12 protein-coding genes are annotated in these 13,115 nt (G+C 47.4%); 2 read left to right on the top strand and 10 right to left on the bottom strand.

Annotation, left to right across the window (positions count from 1 at the left end; all coding sequences use genetic code 11):
* Positions 1–60: 60 nt before the first annotated feature.
* From BLW33_RS06045 to BLW33_RS06035, 3 genes are all read right to left on the bottom strand, one after another.
* On the bottom strand, positions 61–648 hold the full coding sequence (locus tag BLW33_RS06045; protein ID WP_176966639.1) for an RNA polymerase sigma factor: 588 nt from the start codon (positions 646–648) through the stop codon (positions 61–63).
* A 177-nt stretch (positions 649–825) separates the two neighbouring features.
* Positions 826–1,329 carry a gamma carbonic anhydrase family protein gene (locus tag BLW33_RS06040; protein ID WP_242911611.1) on the bottom strand — a complete coding sequence of 168 codons (504 nt, stop codon included), beginning with the start codon at positions 1,327–1,329 and terminating at the stop codon, positions 826–828.
* 935 nt (positions 1,330–2,264) lie between these two features.
* Positions 2,265–3,620 carry a butyryl-CoA:acetate CoA-transferase gene (locus BLW33_RS06035; protein WP_090306427.1) on the bottom strand — a complete coding sequence of 452 codons (1,356 nt, stop codon included), beginning with the start codon at positions 3,618–3,620 and terminating at the stop codon, positions 2,265–2,267.
* A 219-nt stretch (positions 3,621–3,839) separates the two neighbouring features.
* Between BLW33_RS06035 and BLW33_RS06030 the strand changes: the two genes are divergently transcribed.
* Entirely contained in the window at positions 3,840–4,139 is a 300-nt protein-coding gene (locus BLW33_RS06030; protein WP_090306424.1) for a hypothetical protein, read from the top strand.
* 63 nt (positions 4,140–4,202) lie between these two features.
* Here BLW33_RS06030 and BLW33_RS06025 read toward each other — a convergent pair whose 3' ends face one another.
* The gene (locus BLW33_RS06025) at positions 4,203–5,567 is read right to left on the bottom strand and encodes an NCS2 family permease (protein WP_090306421.1); all 1,365 of its coding nucleotides are present in this window, start codon (positions 5,565–5,567) and stop codon (positions 4,203–4,205) included.
* Between the two features lie 833 nt (positions 5,568–6,400).
* Between BLW33_RS06025 and BLW33_RS06020 the strand changes: the two genes are divergently transcribed.
* A complete protein-coding gene (locus BLW33_RS06020) occupies positions 6,401–6,811 on the top strand; it encodes a MerR family transcriptional regulator (protein ID WP_090242511.1) in 411 nt (136 codons plus the stop codon).
* Positions 6,812–6,859: 48 nt separating this feature from the next.
* On the opposite strand, the gene BLW33_RS06015 is transcribed toward BLW33_RS06020, so the two are convergent.
* From BLW33_RS06015 to BLW33_RS05990, 6 genes are all read right to left on the bottom strand, one after another.
* On the bottom strand, positions 6,860–7,870 hold the full coding sequence (locus BLW33_RS06015) for an electron transfer flavoprotein subunit alpha/FixB family protein (protein WP_090306418.1): 1,011 nt from the start codon (positions 7,868–7,870) through the stop codon (positions 6,860–6,862).
* A 16-nt stretch (positions 7,871–7,886) separates the two neighbouring features.
* On the bottom strand, positions 7,887–8,669 hold the full coding sequence (locus tag BLW33_RS06010; protein WP_090242500.1) for an electron transfer flavoprotein subunit beta/FixA family protein: 783 nt from the start codon (positions 8,667–8,669) through the stop codon (positions 7,887–7,889).
* A gap of 20 nt (positions 8,670–8,689) precedes the next feature.
* Positions 8,690–9,826 carry an acyl-CoA dehydrogenase gene (locus BLW33_RS06005; protein ID WP_090306415.1) on the bottom strand — a complete coding sequence of 379 codons (1,137 nt, stop codon included), beginning with the start codon at positions 9,824–9,826 and terminating at the stop codon, positions 8,690–8,692.
* A 105-nt stretch (positions 9,827–9,931) separates the two neighbouring features.
* On the bottom strand, positions 9,932–10,771 hold the full coding sequence (locus tag BLW33_RS06000) for a 3-hydroxyacyl-CoA dehydrogenase family protein (protein WP_090306412.1): 840 nt from the start codon (positions 10,769–10,771) through the stop codon (positions 9,932–9,934).
* A gap of 95 nt (positions 10,772–10,866) precedes the next feature.
* Positions 10,867–11,643: an enoyl-CoA hydratase-related protein gene (locus BLW33_RS05995; protein ID WP_090306409.1), complete on the bottom strand. Its 777-nt coding sequence runs from the start codon at positions 11,641–11,643 to the stop codon at positions 10,867–10,869.
* Positions 11,644–11,668: 25 nt separating this feature from the next.
* Positions 11,669–12,865, bottom strand: a complete 1,197-nt coding sequence (locus BLW33_RS05990; protein WP_176966638.1) for an acetyl-CoA C-acetyltransferase — start codon at positions 12,863–12,865, stop codon at positions 11,669–11,671.
* Positions 12,866–13,115 lie beyond the last annotated feature (250 nt).

Below are 13,115 nucleotides of genomic sequence, written 5' to 3'. Positions count from 1 at the left end.
TGCTTATACTTATATAATGTTTTTTGGAAGGGTTTTCCCCCACGGTTCATGTATATTTTTTTAAAAACGCCTCCTTAAATTCTTAATCGCCCGGCTGTGGAGGTTTTCGACGGTCTTTCGGGCAAGTCCCAGTCGGCTGGCAATTTCCCCAGGGGACAAGCCCCGGAAATAGCGGTCCGTAATGATTTGGCGCTGGCGCTTGGGCAGGGTCTCCAGACGGCGGTGGAGCTCAGCATATTCCTCAGCCTCAATGAGGGTGGATAGGGCTGGAGGTGTATCATCCTCCAGGGTATCGGCCAGGGTGCCGCCCTCCTCGGGATCGCCCATGGGCGTATCCAGGGAGAGGGCTGGCGCCTTTTCCCGGCGGACCCGGGCCATCAGGTGGTAAAACACCTGGCTTTTAAGATATACGGGAAAGTAGACACCCTTCTCCGGGTCGTAGCTGTGGACCGCCTGGATGAGGGCGAGATGGGCTTCCTGCAGGGTGTCCTCCCAATCGGTGCTTGACCAGGTTGTTTTTTTCACTAAGCTTAATAGCAGGGGCCTGTAGGTACTGGCCAGCTTTTCCAGAGCGGCGGCATCCCCTTCTTTTCCACGCTGTACCAATTCGTCAATACGTTTCTGTCGGTTTTTCATTTCCTTTGTCATTTTAACTCCTTCCACTTCTGTTGAAGATTCTGTATGATTCATAAACGGGGAGTTCAAATCATGGTTTTATTATAATTCTTTTTATGGATATAATCAATAGTATATTTTATTATATTACCTTTATGGGTTCTAAAAATCCCCTTGGCGGATATTGTGCCAAGGGGATTTTGGGTGTTCTTAATTTCTTATAATAATATGACCTTCTGCGGTTTCATAAAAGCTGCGGCCAGGCTCCTCATCCATTAAATCCACATATTCCTGGGCATTGTTTAGAATACTCTGAATTTCTTCCTCGGTGAGGGCACGCACCACTTTGGCAGGGCTGCCCAGAACCAGAGAGCCTTCTGGGATTTCTTTGTTCTGGGTGACCAAAGATCCGGCTCCGATAATGGTATTCCGGCCAATTTTAGCCCCATTTAAAACGGTGGTTCCCATGCCGACCAGAACATCATCTTCGATGGTGCAGCCATGAATGGTGCAATTATGGCCAATGGTCACGCCACTTCCTATAACGGTATGGTAGCCATGGGCCACATGGACCACGGTGCCATCTTGAATATTGGAACGATCACCCACTGTGATGGGGGCTTCATCCCCCCGGAGTACGGCCTGGTACCAGACGCTGGTGTCATTGCCTAAGGCGACATTGCCGACAATATCGGCACTCTTGGCAATGAAGATGTGCTTGCGGTCTGTGGGCGTGGCGGTATGCTCTGACCGACGGCCAGGGGCCGCACTGCTCAGGGTTTGGGCCAAGGCTTCATTGATTTCTTTTTTTGCCATCTTGGGGGGTTCCTCCTGTTCAGGGATTTCTTCCCTGGGGGTAATGGGGTTCCAATTGCCTTTTATGGCAATGTCTTCCTCCCGGTGGTTAAAACGGGTGTAGCTGTAGCCTTCTCCGTCATCGGTAAGGGGATTGATGACTTTATTATGGTTTCCGCTGTAGGTCGCCACACTTTCTTCCCGGTCGGTCTTGGTGTAGCTGCCCAGGGGTTCTTCACTTTTATATTCCCCGGATACGGTGACCTTATAGCCCTCTCGGGGTCGTTCTTCCTCATCATCCAGGGGAAGGCGGGTCGGCTTTTTAATTTCCACCAGGCTTTCCTGGCTGAGTTGGCGTTTAACGGCCCGGTCTATGGCGGCGCAGACACCGTCAAAATCGGTATCCAGTTCGCGGTAGGTATAAGCGGCGGCCTTCAGGCCCATTTCCCGCAGGGCATCACCCTTTTTACCCGAAACCCCACCGGCACTGTCTGAAAACCGGCGGAATTTTTCCAGTTCAACCACTAAATTGGCGGTTGGGCAGACGAATAAAAAGCCGTCACTGCCTGCCAAAATGCTGCGCTGAAATTTTTCGGGGTAGTCCTTTAAATAGCTCTCCCATAGCTTCTTTTCCTGGGGGGTCGCTTTCTGTTCAAAATCCTCAAGGGTCGGATTATTAAAATCTTCTTGTTTTCCGTAGGGCATAATCGTTCCTCCACTTAATGGTGTCTTCGGTTTAATTCATGATTAGTTCTATATTAACACCTTTACATCCCCCTGAGAAAGCAGTTTATTGGCGACTTGCTATACTTTTGTGCAATTAAAAAGGATGCGGGAAGGCATCCTTTCTAATTCTAATCTTCTTTATTGGTCCGTCTCCAAATATTCATTTTTTCTGCTTCCGCAATGAGCTCATCCTGAAACTGTGGATGGGCCACCTTGATGATGGCTTCTGCCCGTTCCCAGGTCGATAACCCCTTGAGGTTTACAATGCCGTATTCGGTGACGAGATAATGGATATTGGCCCGGGTATCGGTAACCACTGAGCCGTTGGCCAGGGTGGGACGAATGCGGGAGTGTAGTTCCCCTTTTTTGTCTTTAAAGGCAGATGAACAGCAGATGAAGCTTTTGCCCCCCTTGGATTTATAGGCTCCCAGTACGAAGTCCAACTGACCACCGGCGCCACTAATTTGTTTGGTTCCTGCGGTTTCTGCATTAACCTGCCCATAGAGGTCGATATCCACTGCGTTATTAATGGAGATGAAATTGTCAATGTTCCCAATGGTATCAATGTCATTGGCATAATTGACCGGTACTGCCATACACTCCGGATTGTCATCCAGGAAGTCATAGAGCTTTTTCGTACCCGCTGCAAAGGCATAGACCTGCTTGTAGCGATTAACGGTCTTGTGGGAGCCTGTGACTTTACCCGCCCGGCTTAAATCCACAAAGGCATCCACATACATTTCGGTATGTACCCCTAAATCCTTTAAATCAGATTCGGCAATCATGGCACCAACCGTATTGGGCATTCCACCAATGCCGAGCTGTAGGCAAGCACCATTGGGAATTTCTGGTACGATCAGGTTGGCCACGGCGATATCCACATCGGTCGCAGGGCCACCAGCACCCATTTCTGCCATGGCGGGGTTTTCCCCTTCAACAATAACATCAACTTTAGAGATATGGATGGCTTCTTCAAAGCCCCCCAGGCAGCGGGGTATGTTTTCGTTCACTTCAACGATGACGACTTTAGCCCTTTCGCAGACAGCCATCATATGTGATGCATTGGGACCGAAGTTGAAATACCCGTGCTTATCCATGGGTGCCACCTGGAACATGGCAACATCCGGCGGCGTGATATTTTCCCGGTAATAGCGGGGTAGTTCAGAATAACGAAGGGGATCGTAAAAACTAAAGCCCTTGGCAACGGCTTTCCGTTCGATTCCAGACATATGCCAGGAATTCCAGGTGAAATGTTCTTTGGCATCGGGAAGTTTAAAAATCTCCGGTTCCCACATTAAGATCCCACCGCGGATTTTGAGATCCTTCAGTTCTGGTTCTTTTTTAATCCGTTCCGCCAGGGCCTCATCCAACGCCCGGACGGTTGCCGTCGTCCATCCATAATCCAACCAATCCCCTGATTTAACAATGGCGACTGCTTCTTCAGCCGTCTTTAATTTGTCTGCATATTCTTTGATATAACTCATTGTTACCCTCCTTGGTGCACTTGCTTGTGAATCCTTCTCAATGGATTGATTTTATCATGCCTGCCGCCCCATGGTCAAGGGGTTTAATCCGGGATTCCCCCCTTCAGTAACGGCCTTTTCTTTTTTTAATTTTTTCTTAAACATCAACCTAAAGGATGATGTTTTTTATTACTTATCGTGTTATACTCAATTTAAAATATGAAAGAAGGAGAATTGATTATGAGCTTTGAATTTGGAATGAAGGGCTTCACCTGTGGTATGATTGCCTTAATCTGTTGGGTGGTCTCAATTATCTTAAATTTAATGAATCTTTCAACGATTGGCTGGTTATTTGGAGTGGCTGTTTTAGTTTTCGGTATTATGGCTTTTGTCAACGGTAAAAAAGAATTTGCCGCTGATCCGAACAACAGCAAGGCTAAAACGGGAAAGACCATTGGTCTAGTCATCATTATTGTGGAAATTGTTACCTTTGTGGTTCTTTTAGTCGCAGCTGGTACACTGGCTGCACTGATGATGTAATCCTTCCAAATAAAAAACGGGTTTCCCCAGGGGGACCCGTTTTTTTATACCGATTCTGTCGCTTTAGATAAAGATATACTTACAAACAAACAGAACTGCAATGGCAACCATAACCCAACTGACCTTTTCCCGCTTCCCAGCAACCAGGTTTAATGCCACATACGAGATAACCCCAACGCCAATCCCTTCAGCAATACTGTAGAGCATGGGCATCCCTGCCAGGCATAAAAATGCCGGAATGCCTTCGGTGAGCTCATCCATGTCCAATTCCTTGACCTGCTGCATCATCAGGAAACCGACGATAATGAGGGCCGGTGCAGTGGCAAAGGATGGAATCGCCAGGAAAATGGGTGACAGCAGGAGGGACAGCGCAAAGAGGATGGCAACCACCAAGCCCGTCAGGCCGGTCCGTCCGCCTTCTCCTACGCCCAGACTGCTTTCCACATAAGTGGTGGTGGTGGAGGTTCCAAAGACGGCGCCTACAGAGGTCGCCACAGCATCCGCCAATAAAGCCCCTTTGATCTTTGGCAGCTTACCCTCTTCGGTGACGAAGCCTGCTTTCATCCCGCAGCCCATGAGGGTTCCCAAAGTATCAAAGAGATCCACAAAAAGGAATGCGAAGATGACGACAATGAAATCCAGGGTCAATACCTTTGAGAAGTCAAACTTCATGAAGGTTGAAGAAATCCCCGATACGTGGATCCCATTTGAAAAATCAGGAATCAGTGAATAAAGTCCAAGCTCTGGTGCGGGAATATAGACACCCGCCAACTGGAAGACAATCCCCAATAACCAGGTGATAATAATCCCCCAGAGTACGGCCCCTTTGATATTTTTAATCATCATAATGGCCGTTGTCAGGACGCCAAGGACTGCCAAACCGACGGTCAGGCCCATGGTGAAGGATTCCTGCCCCTTCCAGACATACATCGTAATCAATGTGGCATCACTGTTCACCACAATATTGGCGTTTTGAAAGCCAATCATCGCAATAAACAGCCCAATCCCACAGGTGATGGCGATCTTCAGGTTTTTCGGAATCGAATTAAAGAGGGCTTCTCGGACATTGGTCAGGCTGAGGACAATAAAAATAAGACCTTCGATAAATACAGCAGCCAGAGCCATTTCCCAGGTGTAGCCCATCTTAATGACGACGGTGTATGCAAAATAAGCATTCACCCCCATTCCCGGTGCCAATGCAAAGGGATAATTTGTGAATAGGGCCATTGCCAAAGTACCAAATACCGCAGCAAGTGCAGTCGCCGTAAAAACAGCACCCTTGTCCATACCGGTCGCACTGAGGATATCGGGGTTCACTGCGAGGATGTAAGCCATCCCCATAAAGGTGGTGAATCCGGCAATCAATTCAGTCTTCACGTTGGTGTTGTTTTTACTGAGGTGGAAAATTCTTTCCAAGAATTCGTTCATACCATACCATACCTTCCTTTCATTAAATATAATTAAATTTTAACAGATTCTTAATATTATTTCAACAGAACTCCCAATCCCACGTAAAAAAGTCCCCTCCAATAAAGAATTGGAGGGGACTTTTAAATAAGCAGGCGCTTACGCCTGCTTTAATTCTTTAATTTCACTCTTCAGAGCCTTGATTTCTTTTAACAGTTCTTCAACGGGATTATAATACATACCATGCATTTCAGGTTCCTCCTTATGCTTGTTCTCTTTTTTCCACAGCGGCACTCTGTTTCAGAGCATCCACTTCTTTACGCAGGGTCTTGACTTCTTCTAACAATGTATTTAATGGGCTGGCATAAACATTCATCATCATAACCTCTTCTATTTTAAATGGAAACTTTTATTGACCTGGGCTTAAATTAGTTAGCCTTGGATGCTTTTTCTAAAATTTTACGAATAGGATTGTAGTACATCATCACGATTACCTTCTTTCTGTTTAACTCATTTGTTTTATTTGTTTCTTGTTTTTTAACTTGTGTTTAGTATACCCCCTAAAGCCTACTCTAGCGCAAGGGATTTTTCAATTATTTTCACATTAGTTTATAATTACACTAAATTACATTTCGATAGGACGGTATACCTAACTTTCCAAGTCTTCATGTCCTCTGGCTTCTCGGGGCATTCTTCGCCATTAACTTAAGCTCTGATTAAGTTTTATGCCCAATCCTAGAGTTTACTCTAGGATTTGGTAGCCCTGTTCCTCTCCTTCTCTCTTTTATTTAAGCTACGTTTAACATTTCTCGCATAAACTAAAGGTGACTTTAGGATTTGCAAAAGGAGAACCCATGGACTATACCATTAAAGAAGCATCTGAACGAACGGGCTTGAGTATCCACACCCTACGCTTTTATGACAAATCTGGATTACTTCCCATGGTGGGACGGACAGAAACGGGTAACCGTATCTTTACGGATTCAGATATTGAATGGATCCAAACCATTTGCTGCTTAAAGGATACGGGAATGCCCCTCAAGGAGATTAAATATTATATCGATTTATTTATGAAAGGAACATCCACCCTATCTGAGCGACGTCAGATTTTTATTGACCATCGGGTGGCCTTAATGAAGAAAATTGCTGAACTGGAAAAGAATTTGGAAATTGTGGAGCACCGGATTCAGTTTTACGATGAAGCTTGTGCCGTCTATGCCATGCGGGATCAATTGGAATTGGAAAATGTAAAAGACCGTGCTTAAGGGGCACGGTCTTTTACGTTAGGTAATATTAATGAAAGCCCTACTTTATTATTTAGCAGCTCTTTCCTTTTTTAGCGCTTCCGTCAGAAGCGGTACGATTTTGCAGACATCACCAACGACGCCGTAATCAGCAGCGTTGAAGATGGGTGCGGTTTCGTCTTTATTGATAGCGACGATGATGTCAGATTCTTCCATCCCAGCTAAATGCTGGATTGCGCCGGAAATCCCACAGGCAATGTACAGGTTGGGGCGAACGGTTTTCCCGGTCTGTCCGACCTGAATGCCTTTTTCGACCCAGCCGGCGTCAACACAGGCACGGGAAGATGCCACGGTACCGCCTAAAACATCCGCTAAATCTTCTAACATGCTGAAGTTTTCAGGACAGCCCATTCCACGACCACCAGATACCAAAATGTTAGCATCTGCGATATCCATTTTTTCGGATACGGTTTTAACAATATCCAGGATTTCAACGTTTTTGTGCGCAGCTAAATCAGCAATTTCTTCAACAATAACATCTGCTTTGGCGTTTTCATCAAGGGGTGCTTTCTGCATAACCCCAGGACGGACAGTGGACATCTGCGGACGGTGTTCCGGGCAGAGGATGGTCGCCATGATGTTCCCACCAAAGGCGGGACGGGTCATCATGAGGCCCTTGTCTTCAGGGTTGATTTCCAGCTTTGTACAGTCTGCGGTTAAGCCGGTGTGGACGCGGGCAGAAACCCGGGGTGCCATATCACGGCCGATGGCAGTTGCGCCAAAGAGGCAGATTTCTGGTTTGTATTTATTGATAATTTCCACAAAAGCATGAACATAAGGTTCTGTGGTATAGACATCCAGTGCAGGATCATCAACAACAATCACACGGTCTGCACCATGCTTTGCTAAATCATCAGCCATTGCGGTAACACCAGAGCCAAGGACAACAGCGGTCACTTCGGTTCCGAGATCAGCAGCCAGTTCTTTACCCTTTCCGATTAATTCATAGGAAACGGGGGTAATTTCATTATCTACTTGCTGTACGAAGGTGAATACACCTTTATAATCTTGAATACTCATCTATTCTCACCCTTTCCTATATAATGAATTTTTCTTTCAGTTTTTCCACGATGAAATCAGCGGATTCCTGTGGGTCAAGCTGAACAACGGTGCCAGGTTCTTTTAATGCCTTGGGGAAGGATTTAAAGACTCGGGTTGGAGAGCCTTTCAGCCCGATGTTATCAACGTCGGCCTGGACGGTTTCCTGGGTCCAGATCTGGACTTCTTTTTCACGATAGGCATCAAAAATGCCACCGGGGGTCATATAACGGGGGGTGTTCATTTCGCCTAAAGCGGTGATCAGGCAAGGCATTTTTACCTTGACACTGTGGTAGCGATCTTCATACTGACGCTTAATGACCACAGAATCCCCATCCACCTGAATGTCTTCAGCATAGCTGACATTGGGTAGGTTCAAGTGTTCTGCAATCTGTGGACCAACCTGTGCGGTGTCTCCATCAATCGCCTGACGGCCAGTGATGATGAGGTCGTAATCCAGTTTAGCAATGGCGGCAGCAATGGTGGTGGATGTCGCCCAGGTATCCGCACCACCAAAGGCACGGTCAGTTACCAGAATAGCTTCGTCTGCTCCCATAGCCAGCGCTTCACGGAGAACGTCATCGGCTTGGGGGGGGCCCATGGAGACCACAGTAATGTGGGCACCGGTTGCATCTTTAATCTGAAGGGCGGCTTCCAAGCCAGCCTTGTCATCGGGGTTCATGATGCTGGGGACGCCTTCACGGATCAATGTCCCTTTTACTGGATCCAGCTTGACTTCGTTGGTATCCGGTACTTGTTTGACACATACTACTATATTCACGTGTTTTTCCTCCTGTCTTCCTAGAGAATAGCGCCAGAGATGACCATACGCTGGACTTCGCTGGTACCTTCATAGATTTCGGTGATTTTGGCATCACGCATCATCCGTTCAACGGGATAATCACGGGTGTAGCCGTAGCCGCCGAAGAGCTGTACGCAGCGGGTAGTAACATCCATGGCAACTTCTGCGGCGAAGAGTTTTGCGGTTGCGGCTTCGACGGAGAAGCTCTTCTGGGTGTCTTTTGCAATAGCAGCCTTGTAAACCAGGTTACGGGCGGCTTCGATTTTAGCGTACATATCAGCCAGTTGGAATTGGGTGTTCTGGAATTTAGCAATGGAACGACCAAATTGTTTCCGTTCTTTGACATAGGCGATGGTTTCGTCTAAGGCACCCTGTGCCAGGCCCAGGGCCTGTGCAGCGATACCGATTCGGCCGCCATCCAGGGTTTTCATAGCAAGACCGAAGCCCTTGCCTTCTTTGCCCAGCATATAGCTAGCGGGAACGACGACGTCTTCAAAGATGAGCTCGGTGGTGGAGGACCCGCGGATCCCCATTTTCTTTTCTTTGGTCCCAATGGAAAAGCCCGGGGTGTCAGCGGGAACTAAGAAGGCGGAGATGCCTTTGGTCCCCTTACTTTTGTCGGTCATGGCCATGACAACATAGGTGTCGGCGTAGCCACCGTTGGTGATGAAGATTTTGGAACCGTTGATGATGTAATTATCCCCATCCTTAACGGCCTTGGTCTGCTGACCGGCGGCGTCTGTACCGGCACCAGGTTCGGTTAATCCGAAGGCTCCCAAAAGTTTACCCTGGGCCAGGGGCTTACCATATTTTTCAATGACTTCGGGAGATCCCCATTTTAAAACGGGATCGGTTCCCAGGGATGTGTGACAGGAGACGATGACGCCGGTGGTACCACAGACCCGGGACATTTCTTCAACACACATGATGTAGGCTAAGGTATCGCAGCCCTGGCCACCCACTTCTTTTGAGAAGGGGATTGACATCATGCCAGATTTTTGCATTTTTTCTACCGTTTCGACCGGGAAGCGTTCCATTTCATCGACTTCCTGGGCAATGGGCTTGACTTCAGTTTCTGCGAATTCACGGTACATGGTCCGCAGCATCTCATGTTCTTTGCTCAGTTTGAAATCCATACTGTTCCTCCTAAATTTTTCTTTAACATCCCCACTTGGAGACAGATAAAGGCATCGGCTGTGCAGCCGGCATTGCCGCATCAGCCCATGCCTGTTAAAGACTTTTTATTTGCTGTAATCGTAGAAGCCCTTACCGGTCTTCATACCAAGTGCTCCACCGCGAACCATCTTTCTCAGAAGGGGTTCCGCAGCGTATTTATCCTGTCCAGTTTCAGCCTGGAGTACATCCATAATGGCTAAAACGACATCCAGACCAATTAAATCGCCTAGGGCCAGAGGTCCCATGGGATGGTTACAGCCCAGCTTCATGGCGGTATCGATATCTTCGACAGAAGCGGTGCCAGCAGCATAAACGCCGATGGCTTCGTTGATCATGGGGACCAGAATTCGGTTGACGGCAAAGCCAGCTGCTTCCTGAACCTGTACAGGGGTTTTTCCGATTTCCTTGGAAATTTCAAAGATTTTATCAACGGTTTCCTGATCGGTGTTGTAGCCAGCGATAACTTCGACTAATTTCATCATCGGAACGGGGTTGAAGAAGTGCATTCCAATAACGGCGCGATCCAAGCCCTTGCTCATTTCGGTAAGGGATAAGGATGACGTGTTGGAAGCGAAAATACAGTCCGGTTTGCAGATTTCCTGAAGGGCCCCAAAGAGCTCATGCTTCATTTCCATCTGTTCTAACACTGCTTCAACAACCAGATCACAATCTGCTACCTTGTCTCTTAAGCCAGTTGTAATCTTACCTAAGATTTCATCTTTTTTAGCTTCTTCCATGCGGCCCTTTGCGACCTGCTTGGTTAATGCTTTTTCAATCTTAGCTTTTCCGCCATCGGCAAATTCCTGTTTAATATCGCACAATACGACTTCATAACCATCGGTAGCTGCAAAAACCTGGGCAATACCAGATCCCATTGTCCCTGCGCCAATAACGCCAACTTTCATTGTAGAGTCCTCCTAGTTTTTTTCTTTGTAAAGAGGAAACCCCGGTGGGAGTTCCCTCTTTCTATTTTCTGTATCTTATATATAAGGTACTTAAATTAGCAGTTTTTAAAAGGTTCGTGCTTTCTCTTTTCGAGGAAAGCGGCCATTCCTTCTTTTTGATCTGCCGTTTCAAAGCATTTTCCGAACAGGTCACATTCGATTTCAATGCCTTTTTCGATGTCCACTTCGATGCCGTCGTTCATAGCCTTCTTGGCATTGCGTACGGCAATGGGGGCATTCTTTGCAATTTTACCTGCCAGCTTTAATGCAGCGGGCATCAGCTCTTCTGCTGCATAAACGCCATTGACTAACCCCCACTGAAGGGCTTCGTCGGCCTTGATGTTGGTGCAGGCATAGATCATTTCCTTGGCCTTTCCCACGGGAATCCGGCGCATCAGGCGCTGGGTCCCACCGAAACCAGGGGTAATCCCCAGACCAGTTTCCGGCTGGCCGAAGAGCGCATTTTCAGAAGCCAGACGGATGTCACAGCTCATGCATAATTCACAGCCACCACCCAGTGCGAAGCCGTTAACAGCTGCAATGACGGGGATGGGAAGGGTTTCCAGTTTTCTAAAGACGGCATTGCCCTTTTCAGCAAGAGCTTGTCCCTGGGCGACAGTATCATTTGACATTTCGCCGATGTCTGCCCCGGCCACAAAGGATTTCTGTCCTGCACCGGTGAGCACCAGACAGCGAACAGTATCTAAATCCACTGCATCAATAACGGCGTCTAAATCGGTCAGAACCTCAGAATTCAGAGCATTTAATGCCTTTTCACGATTGATAGTGATGACGGCAATCGCACCGTCTGCTTCATATTTTACAAAACCCATGGTTTTAGTCCTCTTTTATCTGGAATTACAGTGCTTCTACGATGGTGGAAACGCCCATACCACCGCCAACACATAAGGTTGCTAAGCCTTTTTTGGCCCCAGTCTTCTGCATTTCGTGGAGCAGGGTAACCATGATCCGGGTACCGGAGCAGCCGACGGGATGGCCTAAGGCAATGGCGCCGCCATTAACGTTAAGCTTTTCTGCGGGAATTCCCAGTTCCTGACCAACAGCACAGGACTGTGCAGCAAAGGCTTCGTTAGCTTCGACCAGGTCCATATCGTCAATGGTCAGGCCAGATTTTTCAAAGGCTTTACGGCTGGAGAAGATGGGGCCAGCACCCATGATGGACGGATCGCAGCCAGCGGATGCGCCAACGACGAAACGGGCTAAGGGTTTCACGCCCAGTTCTTTTGCTTTTTCAGCAGACATCACGACGATAGCAGCAGCCCCATCATTAATTCCAGAAGCGGAAGCAGCGGTAACTGTACCGTCTTTCTTAAAGCAAGGTTTCAGCTTGGATAAGCCTTCTGCAGTAACGCCTTTTCTCGGGAATTCATCAACCTTGAATTCGACGATATCTCTTTTTACTTTAACCGGAACAGGGACGATTTCATCGTCGAATTTGCCAGCGGCCTGGGCAGCTTCGCATTTCTGCTGGCTGTTGGCGGCAAATTCATCCTGCATTTCCCGGGTGATGCCGTATTTTTCAGCAACATTTTCAGCGGTGACACCCATGTGATAATTGTTGAAGGCATCGGTCAAACCATCTTTGATCATGGTATCGACGAACTGGCCATCGCCCATTCTGTAGCCGTAACGGCCCTGGGGCACAGCGTAGGGTGCTGCCGACATATTTTCCATCCCACCGGCGATAATGACATCCGCTTCGCCGTTCTGGATCATAGTAGCAGCCAGGTTGATACATTTCAGCCCAGAGCCACACAGATTATTCATGGTTAAAGCAGGTACTTCCACTGGAATTCCAGCGTTGACAGCAGACTGACGGGCGACGCTTTGTCCCTGTGCTGCCTGAAGCACGCAGCCCATGAGGACTTCATCGACGTCTTCCGGCTTGATGCCTGCACGTTTCATTGCTTCCTTGATAACGATGGTTCCCAGTTCTGCAACGGGTACACCCTTCAGGCTTCCCCCAAAACTACCAATAGCGGTACGGCAAGCGCCGGCTAATACAACTTCTTTTGCCACTTTGATACCCTCCATTAAATCTCACATTACTTTGTGATTATTTTTTTATTTTGACAGACGAACCGAATGCTCGTGGGACCGTCTGTTAAATATATAACAATACTAGCACATTTTGGGAGTTTGTCAAGATAATAACAAGATAATTTTCTGTTGAAAAGGTTATACATTCTTCTTTTTTAGTGTTTACTTTAATTTTCCAGAATACAATTCTACGCAGTCGCTCTTAAGGTTTTTCCTATTATTATTAATGACACTCTTTATAATA

It is taken from the genome of Eubacterium aggregans, assembly GCF_900107815.1.
GTDB lineage: Bacteria > Bacillota > Clostridia > Eubacteriales > Eubacteriaceae > Eubacterium_O > Eubacterium_O aggregans.
This window is presented reverse-complemented; position numbering and strand designations above follow the sequence as displayed.

What these genes read in the sequence shown, in the direction of transcription:
- BLW33_RS06045 (WP_176966639.1), bottom strand. Translation starts at nt 648, where the DNA reads ATGACAAAGGAAATGAAAAACCGACAGAAACGTATTGACGAATTGGTA.
- BLW33_RS06035 (WP_090306427.1), bottom strand. Translation starts at nt 3,620, where the DNA reads ATGAGTTATATCAAAGAATATGCAGACAAATTAAAGACGGCTGAAGAA.
- BLW33_RS06030 (WP_090306424.1), top strand. Translation starts at nt 3,840, where the DNA reads ATGAGCTTTGAATTTGGAATGAAGGGCTTCACCTGTGGTATGATTGCC.
- BLW33_RS06025 (WP_090306421.1), bottom strand. Translation starts at nt 5,567, where the DNA reads ATGAACGAATTCTTGGAAAGAATTTTCCACCTCAGTAAAAACAACACC.
- BLW33_RS06020 (WP_090242511.1), top strand. Translation starts at nt 6,401, where the DNA reads ATGGACTATACCATTAAAGAAGCATCTGAACGAACGGGCTTGAGTATC.
- BLW33_RS06015 (WP_090306418.1), bottom strand. Translation starts at nt 7,870, where the DNA reads ATGAGTATTCAAGATTATAAAGGTGTATTCACCTTCGTACAGCAAGTA.
- BLW33_RS06005 (WP_090306415.1), bottom strand. Translation starts at nt 9,826, where the DNA reads ATGGATTTCAAACTGAGCAAAGAACATGAGATGCTGCGGACCATGTAC.
- BLW33_RS06000 (WP_090306412.1), bottom strand. Translation starts at nt 10,771, where the DNA reads ATGAAAGTTGGCGTTATTGGCGCAGGGACAATGGGATCTGGTATTGCC.
- BLW33_RS05995 (WP_090306409.1), bottom strand. Translation starts at nt 11,643, where the DNA reads ATGGGTTTTGTAAAATATGAAGCAGACGGTGCGATTGCCGTCATCACT.
- BLW33_RS05990 (WP_176966638.1), bottom strand. Translation starts at nt 12,865, where the DNA reads ATGGAGGGTATCAAAGTGGCAAAAGAAGTTGTATTAGCCGGCGCTTGC.